This is a genomic window from Cupriavidus sp. 01L45 (genome assembly GCF_056399885.1).
In genome coordinates this window covers 16,697-33,810 of sequence record NZ_JBFTSG010000091.1, presented here as the reverse complement: position 1 = coordinate 33,810, position 17,114 = coordinate 16,697, and the positions used below count along the sequence as shown (strand labels likewise).

General features: G+C 64.8%; 17 protein-coding genes and 1 pseudogene. 11 read left to right on the top strand and 7 right to left on the bottom strand.

Translation table 11 applies throughout. The features are described from left to right. Nucleotides 1-160: pseudogene (locus AC1DT6_RS38405) on the bottom strand (Asp/Glu racemase); the annotation flags it as partial. 23 nt (nt 161-183) lie between these two features. Continuing rightward, nucleotides 184-1,146: an amidohydrolase family protein gene (locus AC1DT6_RS38400; RefSeq protein WP_441636506.1), complete on the bottom strand. Its 963-nt coding sequence runs from the start codon at nt 1,144-1,146 to the stop codon at nt 184-186. A 289-nt stretch (nt 1,147-1,435) separates the two neighbouring features. On the opposite strand from AC1DT6_RS38400, the gene AC1DT6_RS38395 reads away from it, so the two are divergent. The 10 genes from AC1DT6_RS38395 (at nt 1,436) to AC1DT6_RS38350 (ending at nt 11,459) form a co-directional block, all read left to right on the top strand. After that, nucleotides 1,436-3,040: an MFS transporter gene (locus AC1DT6_RS38395; RefSeq protein ID WP_441636508.1), complete on the top strand. Its 1,605-nt coding sequence runs from the start codon at nt 1,436-1,438 to the stop codon at nt 3,038-3,040. Between the two features lie 175 nt (nt 3,041-3,215). Beyond that, nucleotides 3,216-4,433 (top strand): ABC transporter substrate-binding protein, encoded by a 1,218-nt coding sequence (locus AC1DT6_RS38390; protein WP_441636509.1) that lies wholly within the window; start codon nt 3,216-3,218, stop codon nt 4,431-4,433. Between the two features lie 41 nt (nt 4,434-4,474). Next, nucleotides 4,475-5,254 (top strand): ABC transporter ATP-binding protein, encoded by a 780-nt coding sequence (locus tag AC1DT6_RS38385; protein WP_441636511.1) that lies wholly within the window; start codon nt 4,475-4,477, stop codon nt 5,252-5,254. Continuing rightward, nucleotides 5,251-5,982: an ABC transporter ATP-binding protein gene (locus tag AC1DT6_RS38380; RefSeq protein ID WP_441636513.1), complete on the top strand. Its 732-nt coding sequence runs from the start codon at nt 5,251-5,253 to the stop codon at nt 5,980-5,982. The genes AC1DT6_RS38385 and AC1DT6_RS38380 overlap by 4 nt, the downstream gene beginning before the upstream one ends. A gap of 12 nt (nt 5,983-5,994) precedes the next feature. Then, nucleotides 5,995-6,879 (top strand): branched-chain amino acid ABC transporter permease, encoded by an 885-nt coding sequence (locus AC1DT6_RS38375; RefSeq protein ID WP_441636515.1) that lies wholly within the window; start codon nt 5,995-5,997, stop codon nt 6,877-6,879. Then, nucleotides 6,879-7,922, top strand: a complete 1,044-nt coding sequence (locus AC1DT6_RS38370) for a branched-chain amino acid ABC transporter permease (protein WP_441636536.1) — start codon at nt 6,879-6,881, stop codon at nt 7,920-7,922. The genes AC1DT6_RS38375 and AC1DT6_RS38370 overlap by 1 nt, the downstream gene beginning before the upstream one ends. Nucleotides 7,923-7,996: 74 nt before the next feature. Continuing rightward, on the top strand, nt 7,997-8,314 hold the full coding sequence (locus AC1DT6_RS38365) for a non-heme iron oxygenase ferredoxin subunit (RefSeq protein ID WP_441636517.1): 318 nt from the start codon (nt 7,997-7,999) through the stop codon (nt 8,312-8,314). 9 nt (nt 8,315-8,323) lie between these two features. Beyond that, nucleotides 8,324-9,604, top strand: coding sequence for an NAD(P)/FAD-dependent oxidoreductase (locus AC1DT6_RS38360; protein ID WP_441636519.1), 1,281 nt, complete (start codon nt 8,324-8,326; stop codon nt 9,602-9,604). A gap of 23 nt (nt 9,605-9,627) precedes the next feature. Beyond that, a complete protein-coding gene (locus AC1DT6_RS38355; protein WP_441636521.1) occupies nt 9,628-10,917 on the top strand; it encodes an aromatic ring-hydroxylating dioxygenase subunit alpha in 1,290 nt (429 codons plus the stop codon). Nucleotides 10,918-10,934: 17 nt separating this feature from the next. After that, on the top strand, nt 10,935-11,459 hold the full coding sequence (locus AC1DT6_RS38350; protein WP_428180391.1) for an aromatic-ring-hydroxylating dioxygenase subunit beta: 525 nt from the start codon (nt 10,935-10,937) through the stop codon (nt 11,457-11,459). 26 nt (nt 11,460-11,485) lie between these two features. Here the strand turns inward: AC1DT6_RS38350 and AC1DT6_RS38345 are convergent, their stop codons facing one another. The 4 genes from AC1DT6_RS38345 to AC1DT6_RS38330 all read right to left on the bottom strand — a co-directional run bounded on the left by AC1DT6_RS38345 (nt 11,486) and on the right by AC1DT6_RS38330 (nt 14,710). Beyond that, nucleotides 11,486-12,016, bottom strand: coding sequence for a MarR family winged helix-turn-helix transcriptional regulator (locus AC1DT6_RS38345; protein ID WP_441636523.1), 531 nt, complete (start codon nt 12,014-12,016; stop codon nt 11,486-11,488). 109 nt (nt 12,017-12,125) lie between these two features. Then, the gene (locus AC1DT6_RS38340; protein WP_441636525.1) at nt 12,126-13,289 is read right to left on the bottom strand and encodes a glycosyltransferase; all 1,164 of its coding nucleotides are present in this window, start codon (nt 13,287-13,289) and stop codon (nt 12,126-12,128) included. Next, nucleotides 13,276-13,899: a polysaccharide deacetylase family protein gene (locus AC1DT6_RS38335; RefSeq protein WP_477115483.1), complete on the bottom strand. Its 624-nt coding sequence runs from the start codon at nt 13,897-13,899 to the stop codon at nt 13,276-13,278. The genes AC1DT6_RS38340 and AC1DT6_RS38335 overlap by 14 nt, the downstream gene beginning before the upstream one ends. A gap of 34 nt (nt 13,900-13,933) precedes the next feature. Continuing rightward, nucleotides 13,934-14,710 (bottom strand): MipA/OmpV family protein, encoded by a 777-nt coding sequence (locus tag AC1DT6_RS38330; protein WP_477104463.1) that lies wholly within the window; start codon nt 14,708-14,710, stop codon nt 13,934-13,936. A gap of 261 nt (nt 14,711-14,971) precedes the next feature. Between AC1DT6_RS38330 and AC1DT6_RS38325 the strand changes: the two genes are divergently transcribed. Continuing rightward, a complete protein-coding gene (locus tag AC1DT6_RS38325; protein ID WP_441636529.1) occupies nt 14,972-16,306 on the top strand; it encodes an ATP-binding protein in 1,335 nt (444 codons plus the stop codon). A 5-nt stretch (nt 16,307-16,311) separates the two neighbouring features. Here the strand turns inward: AC1DT6_RS38325 and AC1DT6_RS38320 are convergent, their stop codons facing one another. Further along, the gene (locus AC1DT6_RS38320; RefSeq protein ID WP_441636530.1) at nt 16,312-16,818 is read right to left on the bottom strand and encodes an acyloxyacyl hydrolase; all 507 of its coding nucleotides are present in this window, start codon (nt 16,816-16,818) and stop codon (nt 16,312-16,314) included. Nucleotides 16,819-17,114 lie beyond the last annotated feature (296 nt).

Genomic DNA, 17,114 nt, shown 5'->3' with positions numbered 1-17,114 from the left:
GTTCCTCCTTGACCACCTTCTTCATGCGCATGCGGCTGGAGTGGAAGGTGAACCGCTCGGGCCGCACCTGCTGGCGCGCCAGCAGCATCGCGGGGATTTCGGTTTCCATGGTGGTGTTCGAGCTCGGCACGATCTGGCCGATACGGAAAGTCTTTTGCACGGGGCGCTCCGTTATTTCGGGGTTCAAAGCTTGAGAATGCGTTCGGCGTTGCCGTGGCAGACGAGGCTTCGGGTCGCGTCGTCCATCGGTGCCTGCTCGATAAAGTCCGCGGCGATGGCGGTGGATTCGTAGGGATAGTCGACCGAGAACAGCACCGCCTCGGCGCCCATCTCGGCAATGGCGCCGTTCAGCGCGGCGGGCGAGCACACGCCGGAGGTGGTGATCACGATATTGCTGCCGATGTATTCGGAAGGCTTCTTCGCCAGCCTGATACCGTGCGAGTACACAGCGAAACGGCTGTCGAAACGCCAGCGCTGGAACGGCAGCCCTTCGCCCATATGGCCGAGGATGATCTTGAGCCGGGGGAAGCGGTCGAACACGCCGCTGAACAGCAGGCGCAGCGCATGGCTGGCCGTTTCCACGCCCCAGCCCCAGGCCGCGCCGCTGATCTCGGGATGCCCGGCGTACACATGCGGCATCGCATAGGCGTCGGTCGGATGCAGGTACATCGGCACGTCCAGCTCCTGCATGCGCTCCCAGAACGCGTCGTATGCGGGGTCGTCATAGTACTTGCCCTGGGTGTGCCCGTTGACCAGCGACCCCTTGAAGCCGAGCTGCTTCACGGTGCGCTCAAGTTCATCCGCCGCTGTCACGGGATCGTGCATCGGCAGCGCGGCAAAGCCAGCGAAGCGGGTGGGATGGCGCGCCACTTGCGCGGCCAGGAAATCGTTGTTCTCGCGGGCGCGGCCGATGGCGGCGGCGCGGTCCGTTTCGCCCTGCACGCCGGGACCGGTCTGCGACAGCACGGTGAAATCGATGCCGGCACGGTCCATCTCGCCGATGCGGATGTCGTCGAAATCGGCGAGGCGCTTCGCGAGGTCGGCCATCACCACCGCATCGATATGCTGGAGATATCCCTTCGAATAGGCCTGGAAACCGGGGGCCATGAAGTGTTCCTCCAGGGCAATCTTCCGTATTCTCGTCATGCTGTGGCGACTCCTGATGTGGTGGGGGCGTGCTTCGATGCAGGCCTTGAGACGGGGGCGGGAAGGCGCGTGCCGTTGCCCTTGCGAAGGCTTGTCTGCTTAATTACTCAGTATGCTGAGCATTTTTAATATAGCAACGAGGTTGTGGAATGTCTAGCCGGAGTCAAAAGGGTTAACCCCCATAACACTCCCAAATTCTGCTCAGTACACTGATTGAAATTACTCAGCATGCTGACAGTGTGAAGCACACACACGCACAAGCTGGGACGCCCCCAGGAGAACTACGGCCATGACAATCAGCCTGACCAGTGACAGTGCCGCCGCGCGCAAGCAAGGCATGACGAGGGAAGAGCGCAAGGTGATCCTCGCGTCGTCTTTCGGGGCGCTGATGGAGTGGTACGACTTTTATATCTACGCGGCGCTCGCCGTCTATTTTGGCGCATTGTTCTTCCCGCCCGGCAACGAAACCACCGCTTTCCTCGCCAGCCTGGCCACCTTCGGCGCGGGCTTCCTGGTGCGCCCCGTCGGCGCCCTGCTGTTCGGCCGGCTGGGCGACCTGATCGGCCGCAAATATACGTTCCTGGTGACGATCCTGCTGATGGGTATCGCCACCGTGGGTGTCGGGTTGCTGCCCACGTATGGCCAGATCGGCATCACCGCGACCATCCTGCTGGTGCTGTTGCGCCTGCTGCAAGGGCTGGCGCTGGGCGGCGAGGTGGGCGGCGCGGTGACCTACGTCGCCGAGCATTCGCCGGTCGAAAAGCGCGGCCTCTACACCAGTTCGCTGCAGACTACGGCCACCCTCGGCCTGCTCTCCTCACTGCTGGTGGTGTACCTGCTCAAGACCTTCCTGAGCGAGGCGCAGTTTCGCGAATGGGGCTGGCGCCTGCCCTTCCTGGTGTCCTTCCTGATGCTKGTGGTATCGGTCTATATCCGCGGCAAGCTGCACGAGTCGCCGATCTTCGCGCGCATGAAGGCCGGCAACAACACGTCGAAATCGCCCATCCTGGACAGCTTCACGAACTGGGCCAACCTGAAGTATGTGCTGCTGCTGTTCGTGGTGGCTTCGGGGCTCGGGGCCATCTTCGGGACCGGGCATTTCTACACCATGTTCTTCGTCAACAAGACGCTGCACGTGCCGCTGGAACTGGTGCACCTGCTGATCGGCATCGCACTGGTGATCGCCACGCCCTGCTACCTGTTCTTCGGCTGGCTGTCCGACCGGATTGGCCGCAAGCACATCATGATGGCCGCCTGCCTGCTGGCCGCCCTCACCACGCAGCCCATCTTCAAGGCGCTGACGCATTACGCCAATCCGGCGCTCGAACAGTTCCAGCAGCGCAACACCGTGCAACTGCGCGCCGGCGACTGCCACTTCCGACTGTTTGCCGAGCCGGTATCCGCATGCGACAAGGCCAAGGGCTACCTGACGGACCTCGGCGTGGGCTACGAATTCACCCAGGACGAGGGGCGCCCGCAGCCCGAACTGCGCATCGGCGACGCGACGCTGCAGGGTTTCGACAGCAAGGCAATCCGGCAGGCCCTGCTTGCCGCGGGCTGGCCCGAGCGCGCCGACCCGGCGGCCATCAACCGCCCGATGCTGTTCCTGATGCTGCTGATTCCCATCCTCTTCCTCGCCATGGTGTACGGCCCGCTGGCGGCGTTCATGGTGGAGCTGTTCCCTGCGCGCATCCGCTACACCTCGCTGTCCCTGCCCTTCCACCTTGGCGCCGGCTGGGTCGGAGGCATGCTGTCCTTCGTGGTGACGGCGATGAACGTGTCCAGCGGCAATGTGTACTTTGGCCTGTGGTATCCGGTCTCGATCGCCGCCCTCGCGTTTGTGATCGGCATGGTGTTCGTGCCCGAAACGCGGGGCCGCGACCTGGAGACCTGAGCCGGCCCGCCATGGCATCTGGCCCGGAATTTGCTCAGTACACTGTATTTTATAGTCAGCATACTGATCGTTGCACCAAGGCGATGCCGGCCGGTACGCAAACGATGCACGGCCGGGCCCTGCCCCCTCTTCTTCCTGCTTTCCGTTTTTCATTCACCCTGTCTGGAGCGCCCCCATGAAGTCTCTGCACAAAGCCCAACGCATCGCCCTGGTGCCTGCCCTGATCGCCCTGATGTATGGCACCGCCGCCCTGGCGGATGCCAGCGGTGTCAAGGTTGGCGTGATTACCGACATGTCCGGCTCCTACGCCGATCTCTCGGGCCGCGGCTCGGTGCTCGCGGCGCAGATGGCGGTGGAGGAATTCGGCGGCAAGGTGCTCGGCAAGCCGGTCACCGTGCTGTCGGGCGACCACCAGAACAAGGCGGATATCGCCTCGTCGCTGGCGCGCCGCTGGTTCGATACCGATGGCGTCGACATGGTGATCGACTTCCCCAACTCCTCCACCGCGCTGGCGGTGCAGGAAATCGCCAAGCAGAAGCAGAAGATCAATATCGTCTCGACGGGCGGCGCCATGGCGCTGACCAACCAGAACTGCTCGCCCACCGGCTTCCACTGGGGCTGGGATACCTACTCGGTATCGGCGCCGCTGGTCAAGCGCCTGATCGCCGACGGCAAGAGCAGCTGGTACTACATCACCGTGGACTACGCATTCGGCCAGTCGCTGGAATCGGATTTCCGCAAGGAGGTGGATGCCAGCGGCGGCAAGAATATCGGCAGCACCAAGCACCCGCTCAATGCCAGCGACTTCAGCAGCCCCATCGTGGCGGCGTCCGCGTCCAAGGCCAAGGTGGTAGTGCTGGCCAACGCGGGCAATGACATGATCAACGGCGTCAAGGCGGCCGGCGAATTCGGCCTGATCAAAGGCGGCCAGACCGTGATTACGCCCTCGACCTTCATCACCGACCTGAAGAGCCTGGGGCCCAGCGTGGCGCAGGGTCTGACCTATGTGGACCCGTTCAAGCTGGATCTCGACGCCAGGTCGAAGGCCTTCGTCGAGCGCTTCTTCGCCAAGCAGAAGGCCTACCCGACGCATGGCCAGATCGGCGTCTACTCCGGCGTGCTGCATTACCTCAAGGCGATCGAGGCGGCCAAGACGGTGGACGGGCCGGCCGTGGCGGAAAAGATGCGCGCCCTGGTGGTCAACGATGACTTCGTGCATGGCGGCAAGGTGCGCGCGGATGGCCGGATGGTGCATGACATGTACCTGGCGCAGGCCAAGTCGCCGGCGGAGTCGAAGGGCCCGTGGGATCTCGTCAAATACCTCGGCACCATTCCCGGCGACGCGGCGTTCCGCCCGCTATCCGCAAGCGAATGCGCGCTCGTGAAGAAGTGAGCCGCGATGCCGACACGCAATGACACTGACGCGGAGCACGCATGAGCCAGGCTGACGTAATCCTTGAAACCCGCGGACTCACCAAGGAGTTCAAGGGCTTCACCGCCGTCAGCAGGGTCGACCTGCGGGTACGGCGCGGCGCCATCCACGCCCTGATCGGGCCCAATGGCGCCGGCAAGACCACCTGCTTCAACCTGCTGACCAAGTTCCACACGCCCTCCGCCGGCGCCATCCTGTTCAACGGCGAGGACATCACGCGGGAGCGACCGGCCCAGATCGCCCGCAAGGGTGTGATCCGCTCCTTCCAGATCTCGGCGGTGTTCCCGCAGCTCACGGTGATGGAAAACGTGCGCGTGGCGCTGCAACGCAAGCTGGGCACCGCGTATCACTTCTGGAAAAGCAAGCGCTCGCTCGATGAACTCAATGACCGCTCGATAGCGCTGCTGAAGGCCGTCGGCCTGGAAGGCTTTGCCGACCTGCCCACCGCCGAACTGGCATACGGGCGGAAACGCGCGCTGGAAATCGCCACCACGCTCGCCATGGACCCGGAGCTGATGCTGCTCGACGAACCCACGCAAGGCATGGGGCATGAAGACGTGGAGGTGGTAACCGCCTTGATCAAGCAGGTTTCAGCGGGGCGCACCGTGCTGATGGTCGAACACAATATGAGCGTGGTGTCATCCATCGCGGACCGCATCACCGTGCTCCAGCGCGGCGCCATCCTGGCCGAAGGGCCTTACGAGGAAATGGCGCGGAACCCGCAGGTGATGGAAGCGTACATGGGCACGGCCGATGCCGCGCTGACGGAGGCAACGCCATGACCCAACCAACCCCTGCCCTGCAGATCAAGGACCTGCACGCCTGGTATGGCGAGTCCCACATCCTCCACGGGGTGGACCTGACCGTCAATCCGGGCGAGGTGGTCACCGTGCTCGGCCGCAATGGCGCGGGCCGCACCACGACCATGCGCGCCATCATGGGGCTCGTCGGCGCCCGCAAAGGCTCGATCCGCGTCAATGGCACCGAGACCATCGGCATGAAGACGCACCGCATCGCGCCTCTGGGACTCGGCTATTGCCCGGAGGAACGCGCCATCTTTTCCAGCCTGTCGTGCGAGGAGAACCTGATGCTGCCGCCGGTGTTCAAGCCGGACGGCGCAACCGCGGGCCGCGAGCCGATGCCGCTGGACGAGATCTATGCGATGTTCCCCAACCTGTGGGAGCGCCGCAAGAGCCAGGGCACCCGCATGTCGGGCGGCGAGCAGCAGATGCTGGCGGTCGCGCGCATCCTGCGCACCCGCGCCAGCGTGCTGCTGCTCGATGAAATCTCCGAAGGCCTCGCGCCCGTCATCGTACAAACACTGGCAAGAATGATCACCACCCTGAAGAAGCGCGGCTACACCATCGTGATGGTGGAACAGAATTTCCGCTTCGCCGCACCTCTGGCCGACCGCTTCTATGTGATGGAGCACGGCCGCATGGTGGAGAGCTTCGACGCCGGCGCGCTCGGGCACAAGATGCCCACGCTCAACGCCCTGCTCGGCGTGTAAGGAACCATCGCTATGGAATTTTTTGGCATACCTGTGCCCGCCCTGCTGAGCCAGTTGCTGCTCGGCCTCGTCAACGGCTCGTTCTACGCCATCCTCAGTCTCGGCCTTGCGGTCATCTTCGGCCTGCTCAACGTCATTAACTTCGCCCATGGCGCCCTGTTCATGCTGGGCGCCGTGCTGGCATGGATGGGCATGAGCTACCTCGGCCTTAACTACTGGCTGATGCTGCTGCTCGCGCCGTTGGTTGCCGGCGCGCTGGGCGTGGTGCTGGAACGCACCATGTTGCGCCGCCTCTACCGCTTCGACCACCTCTACGGGCTGTTGCTGACGCTGGGCATCAGCTTGCTGATCGAAGGCCTGCTGCGCTCGGCCTACGGTGTGTCCGGCCTGTCCTATGCCACGCCCGAGGCGCTTAGCGGCGCCACCAGCGTGGGCTTCATGGTGCTGCCCAACTACCGTGCCTGGGTCGTCGTGGCCTCGCTCACGGTGTGCTTCGTGACCTGGTACGTGATCGAGAAGACAAGGCTCGGCGCCTACCTGCGCGCCGGCACCGAGAACCCCCGCATGGTGGAAGCATTCGGCATCAACGTGCCGCTGCTGGTCACGCTGACCTATGCCTTCGGCGTGGGGCTGGCCGCCTTTGCCGGCGTGCTGGCCGCGCCGGTGATGCAGATCTCGCCGCTGATGGGGCAGAACCTGATCATTACCGTGTTCGCGGTGGTGGTAATCGGCGGGATGGGATCCATCCTCGGCTCCATCTTCACCGGCCTCGGCCTGGGCATATTCGAGGGCATGACCAAGGTGTTCTACCCGGAAGCCTCGGCGACCGTCGTCTTCGTGGCCATGGTGTGCGTGCTGATGGTGCGCCCCGCCGGCTTGTTCGGAAAGGAAAAATGATGATCAACGACTCACGCGCAAGGCTGACGATCGCCCTGCTGGCGGCGGCCGTCGCGCTGGCGCCCTTCCTCGGCGCCTACCCGGTGCTGGCGATGAAGCTGATGTGCTTTGCCCTGTTCGCCTGTGCCTTCAACCTGCTGCTGGGCTTTACCGGCCTGCTGTCCTTCGGCCATGCCGCCTTCTTCGGCGGCGCGGCCTATGCCTGCGGCTACGTGATGAAATCGCTGCACGCGACGCCGGAGCTGGGCCTGCTGGCCGGCACGGCCTTCGCCGCGCTGCTCGGCCTGGCCTTCGGTGCGCTGGCGATCCGGCGCCAGGGCATCTACTTCGCCATGGTCACGCTGGCGCTGGCGCAGATGTTCTACTTCTTCTGCCTGCAGGCGCCCGTCACCGGCGGCGAAGACGGCATGCAGGCGGTGCCGCGCGGCAGCCTGTTCGGGCTGGTTTCGCTGGAGAGCGACCTGACCATGTACTACGTGGCGGCGGCCGTGGCCGGTGCCGCGCTGCTGTTGATCGCGCGCGTGGTCAACTCGCCGTTCGGGCAGGTGCTGCGGGCTATCAAGGAGAACGAGCCGCGCGCTATTTCGCTAGGATACGACACCGACCGCTTCAAGCTGCTGGCCTTCGTGCTGTCGTCGGCGCTGGCCGGGCTGGCGGGCGCCCTGAAGACGCTGGTGCTCGGCTTCGCCACCCTCACCGACGTGCACTGGGCCATGTCCGGATCGGTCATCCTGATGACGCTGGTGGGGGGCATGGGCACCCTCTCCGGGCCCATCCTGGGCGCGCTGGTGATCGTCGCGGTGGAAAACAAGCTGGGTGATTTCGGCAGCAGCCTGGCCGCGCTTACGGGCGTGGACTGGTTCAACACGCTGGGCGAATCGGTCAGCATGGTCACGGGCTTGATCTTCGTGGTCTGCGTGCTTACCTTCCGGCGCGGGATCATGGGCGAGGTGCAGGCGCTGCTGGCCCGCCGGGCGGCGCTGACGCGGTCTGCGCCCGCCTTCCACGGCCGTTCCGCCAGCTCGGCCACAGCCAAGGGTTAACGCTGATTCAGTCGGCAATTTAAATCAGTACACTGATCATTAATACTCAGCATACTGATTAAAGGAGATGCATCATGGCTTGGACCAAGATCGCCACTACCGGCCAGCTTCAGGACGATGAAGTGATGTCGCTCACGCTCGGGGACGCGCAACTGGCGCTGTACCGCAGCGAAGGGGAGTACTTCGTCACCGACAATGTCTGCACGCACCAGTACGCGCTGCTGTCGGACGGCTACCTGGAAGACGGCTGCATCGAATGCCCGCTGCACCAGGCGCGTTTCGACATCCGCACCGGGCAAGCCATGTGCGCGCCCGCCACCCAGGGCATCCGCGTCTATCCGGTCAGGATCGTGGACAGCGACGTGATGGTCGACGTCATGGTCACCGCCTGAGCCCCCGCTATGCCACAAGACGCCCCTATCCTGATCATCGGTGCCGGCCAGGCCGGCGCCACCGCGGCAGCCGCGCTGCGCTCGCTGGGCCATGACGGCGGCATCGTCATGGTCGGCGGCGAGGTCCATGCCCCCTACGAGCGCCCGCCGCTATCCAAGGCCGTGCTGGCGGACGAGCAGCAGGACGAACGCATCGGCGTGCACGCGGCGGGCTTTTATGCCGAGCAAGGCATTGACCTGCGTCTGGGCACGACAGTGACGTCGCTCGATCCCGGCAGTGGCACGGCCCGCTGTGCCGATGGCCAGGCGATTGCCTTCAGCCGCTGCCTGCTGGCCACCGGCGGGCGTGCCCGCACCCTGCCCGCCTTGCCGGAAGGCATGGCGGGCGTGCACTACCTGCGCTCGCTGGCCGATGCGCGTGGCCTGCGCGCCGCGCTGCGCCGGGAGCGCTCCGTGCTGGTGATCGGCGGCGGCTTCCTGGGGCTGGAAACGGCCTCCACCGCCCGCGCGGCGGGACTGGAGGTCACGGTGATCGAAGCCGCGCCACGGTTGCTGCAGCGCGCCGTGCCGGCCGTGTTCTCCGACTGGCTGGCGCAGCGCGTGCGCAGCCTCGGCATCGACCTGCGCCTGGGCTGCGGGATCGCCTCGATCCCGCCGGCCACGAACGGGGTTGCCGTCACGCTGACGGACGGCTCCGCCTTGCACGCACCGCTGGCAGTGGTCGCCATCGGGCTGCATCCCGATGCCGGCCTGGCGCGGGCCGCCGGGCTGGCGCTCCATCCGGGCAACGGCGGCATCCAGGTCGACGCGCACTGCCGCACCAGCGCGCCGGGCGTCTTCGCCGCCGGCGATTGCACCAGCCAGTACCAGCCCCTGTTCGGCCAGGAAGTCCGGCTGGAGTCGTGGCAGAACGCCAACGAGCAGGCCCGCATCGCCGCCGCCGCCATGCTCGGCGTGGAGACGGCACCGGCCGCCGTGCCCTGGTTCTGGACCGACCAGCTCGGCTGCAACATCCAGATGCTGGGCGCGGTGGACCCCACGCTGTGCTACACCCTGCGCGGCAACGGCGCGGCGGACGGCGACGCCCCCAGATTCCTGTTGCTTGGCATGGCCGGCGCGCAACTGCGCCACGCTATCGCGGTCAATGCCGGCGGCGACCTGCGCCAGCTCCGCAACCTGATCGAACAACGCACCGCCTGCGACATCGGCCTGCTCCGCAACACCGCCATGCCCCTGAAGCAAGCGGTACGCGAGGCCGCCGCCGCGCTCGCTGGCCAGACCCAATCCTGAACGATCCCGAACGAGGAACCGACATGTACCAGACCCACGCGGTCATCAACCGCACGCCGCGCGCCAAGGATGCCGAACTGGCCGCCTGCCAGTGGCCAGAGGACGCCCTGCATTTCATCCCGGACTGGGTGTACACCAGCAACGCCGTGTACGACATGGAACTGGAAAAGATTTTCCGCGGCCGCTCGTGGAACTTCGTCGCGCTGGAGGCGGAGATCCCCAACGCCGGCGACTTCAAGCGTTCCTATGTCGGGCCCACGCCAGTCGTCGTGGCGCGCGCCGAGGACGGCTCGATCAATGTCTTCGAGAATCGCTGCGCCCACCGCGGCGCGGAGTTCTGCCGGCACGGCCAGGGCAATGCCAAGGAGTTCGTCTGCCCCTATCACCAGTGGTCCTACGATCTCAAGGGCAACCTGCAGGGCGTCCCGTTCAAGCGCGGCGTCAACCGCGCCGGCGGCATGCCCAAGGACTTCCGTAACGAAGACCACGGCCTGATGAAGCTGCAGGTGGCCACGCGCAATGGCGTGATCTTCGCCTCCTACGCCAGCGATATGGAGAGCCTGGAGGACTACCTGACGCCCGAGATCCTCAAGGATTTCGACGTGGTGTTCAATGGCAAGCCGCTCAAGATCCTCGGGTACTACAAGAATGAGTTGCCGTGCAACTGGAAGATGTACCACGAGAACCTGAAAGACCCCTACCACGCCACGTTGCTGCATTCCTTCCTGGTGGTGTTCGGTCTCCTGGTGGCCGGCAATGACTCCGCCATGATCGCCGACCCGGTGCACGGCCGCCACGGCACCATGGCCTCGGCCAAGAAGGAAGACAAGTACGCCGCGGTGAGCGAAGAGAACAAGAAGGAAATGCGCTCGTTCCACGAGGGCATGCGCCTGCAGGATGACCGATTCCTGGAATACATCAAGGAGTTCGACTCGCCGTGGTCCGTCACCATGCAGACCATCTGGCCAAACCTGATCGTGCAGCGCGAAATGAATACGCTGGGCGTGCGCCAGATCGTGCCCAACGGCCCGGACAGCATGCTGATGCAATGGACCATGTTCGGCTATGAGGACGACAGCGAGGAGATGACGCGGCACCGCCTGCGCCAGGGCAACCTGATGGGACCAGCCGGCTTCCTCGGCCTGGAAGACAACGAAGCGATGAAGTTCGTGCAGGAAGGCGTGCGCCGCTCCAGCACCGACCGCAACGTGCTGAAACTGGACCCCGGCCACGTCGGCACCGCCAACTCGCTGATCTCGGAATCCGCGATCCGCGCCATGTACCAATACTATCGCAGCGTGATGGGGTTCTGAACAGCATGACACCAACCATGACACCGACGGCTCATACCCTCTACCGCCCCTGCAAGCTGGAGCCCGCGCGCGCGCAGGCGCTGCGCATGGAGATCGATGCCTTCCACGCCGAATACTGCGCCGTGCTCGATGCCGGCCTGGTGGAATCGTGGCCGGATTTCTTTACCGAGGATTGCATCTACCGCGTCACAGCAAGGGAGAACGTGGAACTCGGCATGCCCGTGGGACTGGTCTACGCCGAAGGCCGCGGCATGATGCACGACCGCGCGGTGGCGATCGCGCGCACCCAGATGTTCGCGCCGCGCCATATGCTGCATCTTGTCACCAACACCCGCGTCACCGAGGAAACCGCGTATGGCGAGATCCATGCGCAAGCCAGCTTCCTGCTGCTGCAGACGCTGGTCGAAGGTCCCACCACCATCCACATGGCGGGCACCTATCACGACCGTTTTGCCCGCACCCAGGGCAATCTGCTGCTGGCCGAGCGCCAGGTCGTGTACGACACCACCATCATCGCCAACGACCTGGTCTACCCGGTGTAATCCGCGCGCACGGTGCGCGCAACGCTTTACATGATGCGCAGCACCGTGCGGCTGTAGTCATTGTTGGCCTCCACCAGCGTCGCCAGCAGGTCCATGAACACCTTGCGCTGCGCCGGGCGCAACGGCGCCAGCATGCGCTCCTGCGCGCGTTCCATATCGGCGCGCAGCGACGCCACCACCTCCTGGCCTTCCTTGGTCAGGTGCACGTGACGCGTGCGCCGGTCGGCCGGATTGTCCTTGCGCTCGACCAGCCCGCGCTCTTCCAGCCTGCGCACCACATCGGCCGTGGTGGTGCGGTCGAAGCCCACTTCCTGCCCCAGCGAAGTCTGGTCCAGCCCCGGCAGCACCGATAGCACCGTCAGGATGGCGTACTGCACCGGCGTGATGCTCGCCGACTTGCATTCCTCGAAGAACATGGCCACGTGGATCTGGTGCAGGCGGCGCACAAGAAAGCCTGGCCGGGCCCAGAGAAGCTCCTTGGCCGGGTCCGCTTCGGACGGCGCTTGATCCTCGACCGGGGGCGCGGTGTGCGCCGTTTGACGTTTCGCGGTGGACATTCCATTCACCAAATTGTTAGCATGCTGACAAGTATAGACGAGTGGCCCCGACATGGTGCCGGAACGCACCATGCCGGAACGGCCATGATGCGGATTGCCGCCGCCCTTCCTAAGGTACGCCACGCTTTCCACGCCGCAATGCGGACAAGCAGTCCCGGTACAACTTCACCGTTTCGCGTCCGAGCGGCCCGAGCGAGAAATTCGCCTCCACCCAGCGGCGCCCGCGGCGCCCCATCCGCGCCGCGAGCATCGGATCCGCCGCGAGCTGGCACATCGCGCCGGCCAGGGCACCCGAGTCGCGCGGCGGCACCAGGACGCCGTGGTCGCCGTCGATGAAGGTCTCGGGAATGCCGTCCAGTTCCGTGGCAATCACCGGCTTGCCGCAGCTCAATGCCTCAAGGATGACGAGGCCCAGCGCTTCGCTGCCCACGGGCGGATGCACCAGGACGTCGATCGCCTGCATCAGCGACGGCACATCGTGCTCGAACGGGAGGAAGTGGATGCGTCCCGCCAGGCCCAGAGCATCGGCCTCCCGGCGCAGTTGCGGGATCAGGTCGCCTTCGCCAACGCAGAGGAAATGCGATCTCGGGTGCCGTGCCAGCACCTGCCCCGCCGCCTTGACGAAGTAGGACTGCCCTTTGCCGTCAGGCTGCTGCGCCCCGCCGATCAGCGCATAGATCAAGGCATCCTGCGGCAGCCCCAGCGCCTGCCGGACCCGACAGCGCCGCATGGCGACCGCGCGGAAACGCTCGGTATCGATGCCGCAATATATCCGCCTGAGCCGCAGCGTTCGTTCCGGGTCCACCCTTCGCAGGGATTCCTGCACCGCGTCCGATACGGCGATCACGCTGGAAAACGCGGCAAGGTAGCGGCGCGTCCGTTCCTTGAGCCGGGTCATCAGGTGGCGCGTCACCACCACCGCCGCTTTGCGGCCGGACAGCATCCATGCCAGGATCGCCACCCAATAGTCGCGCCCATGGTGGGCGTGGATGACATCGATCCGCTGCTCCCGGATCGTCCGCGCCAGGATCAGCGGCCAGACCACGCGCTTCGCGCCCAGCGCCATCAAGCGCACGCCCGGCATGTCCTGCGCGGCGACGATCCACCGGGCGCGGGAAGGCACTGCCAGGGTCACTTCGCAGTCCTGAAGCTGCAACGCCCGGCACAGTGAAAGCGTGTGGGAATCGACGCCACCGCCGTTGAGCAGCGAGTTGAGCAAGAGCACGCGCAACTGGCCGGAGGCCGGGTCCGGATATGGCTCAAGCCGATTCATGGCGAACCGCCTCCTTGCCGCGTTGATCCTCATAAGCGGTGGCGAGCTTCAGCAAGAACTGCCCGGTATGCGAGGCGCGCGAAACCAACACCCGCGGCAGGCCGAACAGGTTGCCACCGACAGCGGCGCGGCCGCGCTGCGTGGTAACGGCACTCTGGTATCCGGCGCCGCGCACCAGGTCCACGACGTGCTTGTCGAACTCGCCGAAGGGATAGCAGAAGTGCCGCACCGGCATGCCCAGCGCGGACTCCAGTTCATGCTTGCAGCCTTCGATCTGGCCGCGCGCGGCAACGGTGCCTAGCCGGGTCAGGTCCACATGCGTGCGCGTGTGCGCGCCGACCTCCATGCCGGCCCGGGTCCAGGTACGTAGTTCGTCCAGCGTCATCAGCGGCTTCTCCGGCACGCCGATCGATGCATCCCAGGAATTGGTCTTGCCGACCAGGCTGCTGACCGCATAGCAGGTCGCGGTAAATTCGTGGCGCTGCAGCACCGGCAAGGCATGCTCGAGGTTGTTCCGATAGCCGTCATCCAGCGTGCCGCGCATCGGCGTGCCGCGAGGTGGCGGCGCGTCGATCTGGTGATACATCAGGATGGGGATTCGCGGCTTCATGTCTTCCCTCTGCGAATGAAAGTCGGATGCGATGCTAGAAGCTGTAGTTGAGCGAGGTCAGCCCGACATATGACTGCCTGGACTGCACGATCGGGCTGTTTGCGCTATCGCCCAGCAGGCGGCTCACCGAGACAATGCTGTGCACCGACCAGGCGCGCGATATCTCATAGCTCCAGGACAGCGACAGGCTGGCGCGGTCGAAACCCGCCTTGGTGGAATAGGGCCGGAAGCTGCTGTTGGCAGCCTGCGCGTCGGTCACGCCGAAGAAGGTCTGCGTATAGCGCCGCGAGCCGTAATGCAGGCTGGGACTGATGCTCACCAGGTGCCGGCCGGCCTTGTACACCGGCACGTCCATGTCGATATGGCCGCTCAGCCCGCGATCCCTGTTGGTCAGCGGCGCATCGAGGGTGATGCTGAGCGTGGCGTCGCCATAGATAGGCATGCCGACCTGGAACGCTCCCATGAACGATCCGGGGATACGGCCCATGCCTTTCAGGTAATCCGAACCGGGCAAATCGACTCGCTTGCGGTCGGTACGCCCAACGTCATAGTCGAGGCCGACAGAGGCGAACATGCCGTTGGAAAACTTGTGACCGTAGCCAATCCCCCCGCGCAGCGGGCTGACRAAAAACCCGTTGCCGAAATCCGCGCTGAACAGTGGCCCGATCACCGGCCTGTATTCGTTACTGCCTTCGTATCGCGGTGCCGCGCCGGCGACCAGCCCCACGGTGTAGACGTTCTCCGCCTGCACGCCGGCGCAACCGATTCCGCTGGCTAGAATTGCGCCGGTCCTTACATATTTACCAAGCATTCGTTTCACCCATGGCCCCTTGAACAAGCCCCAGAGTTTAGGGACGGGGGGCTACCCGTGTCTGTTGGAAAGTGACGCGAATATGTGCGGAATTGTGCGGATTTGTCTGGAGTTTATTTCGGCGCCAATTGGCAATTTGATCGCCGCTAGAATCGCATCGCCCAAGACGGCGATCGCGTAGCCTCGCGCGTTTCCGACGCACGCAAATCCGTTCACAATAGCCAGCGCCGGCCTGCCTGGCAGGAAGGAGTCAATGAATCCATGGTTCGCTCACTGCTCAAGCTCTACCTGGTGCTGATCCTTGGCGTAGCCGCCGGGCTCGCCGCGATCGACCATGTGCTGGTCCCGGCCTACCACCAGCAACTCAGCGAGACGGAACGCGAGAGGGAAAAAAGCTACAGCTACCTGCTTTCCCTCTATCTGGAGCGGTACGAAGGCGACGGGCGCCGGGCCGAGCTGACCAGGCTGCAAGACCATGCGAGCGAGAGCTTCGCCCTGATCGGCATGGACGCCGCGGGCCATCTTGGCGAGCGGCGGCTGCGCGACCTGCGCGATGGCAAGCTGGTATTCGGCACGGACGGCGACGACGCCTACCTGCCTTTGCACGATGGCCAGATCCTGCATATGAGCAAGCGGAATCTGGACTACACCAATATCGAGCTCATTGCATATGCACTGCTCGCCGGCACCACCTTGCTCGCCGTGGTTGCCTGGCTCTTCTATCACTGGCGCGAACTCAATGCCTTGCGCGAGGCGGCAAAGCAATTCGGCAGTGGCAAGCTCTCGACACGCGCCGGCTTGTCCAGGCGTTCCAACGTCTATCAGCTGGCCCGCCAGTTCGATGACATGGCGTCCCGCATCGAAGCCTCGGTCCTGCAGCAGCGCGAGATGATCCATGGCATTTCGCACGAACTGAAGACGCCGATCACGCGACTGGAGTTTGGCATTGCCCTGCTGCGGTCCGGCGACGCAAAGCAAGACCCGGCGCGGCGCGCCCGGGGCCTCGAAAAGCTGCGCGTGGATGTGCGGGAGCTGGACGAACTGGTGACAGAGTTGCTCACGCTCGGCCAGCTGGAGCAAGGCGCGACACCCGTGAGGCCAACGCTGGTCACCAGCGCGGAGATGATCGATAGTGTTGTCGCCGTCGTTGCGCGGGATACGGCAGACCGGGGGCTGGTCCTGCATGTGCGCAACAGCCGCCCGTATGCGCGCCACCTTTGCGACCCCCGCCTGGTGACGCGGGCGCTACTCAAGCTTTGCCGCAATGCGATCCGCAACGCGCGCGGCACCGTCGCCATCGAGGCCCATACCGATGCCGCCGGCACCCTGTCCCTCGTGGTCGAGGACGACGGCCCGGCCGTACCGCCCGAAGAGAGCGCGCGCATCTTCGAGCCCTTCCATCGCACCGCAGGCAGCGGCGACCGCCTCAACCGCGTCGGCCTGGACCTGGCGATCGTCCGGCGCATCGCGATGGCGCATGGCGGCCAGGTTTCGCTTGGCAGCGGCGAGGCAGGCGGCGCGCGGTTCGTGATCACGCTGCCCGCCCTGTACGCCTCGCCGGACACCGATGCGCGAGCGGCCGCGCAACCGGGCTGACCCGCTCAGAAACTGCGCGTGTAGGTCAGTTGAAAGACATCCAGCCCGGGATTGGGCCGCTTAATGCCCGCGTTGGAGAAATGCGAGTACCTGAACCCGATGCGATCCGCTCGCGATACCTGATACCCCAGGCCGACATGGTCCCCAAACTGGAAGGCCGTACTGATCTGCTTGCCGGCGAAGCTCGCGCCGCTGAATGCCGTCAGGCCCACCCCTGCCTCCAGGTAGATCCGCTCGCTCACCCAGCAGCGCAGCATCGGAATGGCGCTCGCTTGCCAGGCGCTGGCGGGCGTGCGGCCGCCGTTCGCCCACCAGTAGGACACGCCAAGCTCGCCGGTCAGGTCCAGGCGGCCCCAGCGCCCGCTGAACTGGTGGCTCCATAACGGCGAGCTTTCCCAATTCAGCGAGAGGCGCTTGTAGCCGTCGCCAAACCCCAGATGCATGCTGACCGCCCCCGGCAGGAACCGAGGCTGCGGATCCGCTGCATTTGCCAGTTCCGGTACACCGAGCATGGACAAAGCCACGCAGAGCGCGCCGCGCCATTTCATTCCCCTGGTGCCACCTGCCCGCCCGCCATCCGGATTTCGTACATCGCATTATTCATTGACATAGGCATTCATGATTCCCAATAAATGACCGGTCACGATACATAGAAATCCATAAATAATGATTAGAAAATCGTCCTGTTTTTGTGCATAAGTGTGCAGGCACTGGCCGCGCCTTCCCGCCCGTGCTGCCGGTCTTGCCAGGGGCAAAGACAAACAATCACGTCCTGGCACACTTTCATACAGTTAAGAATGGAATTCCC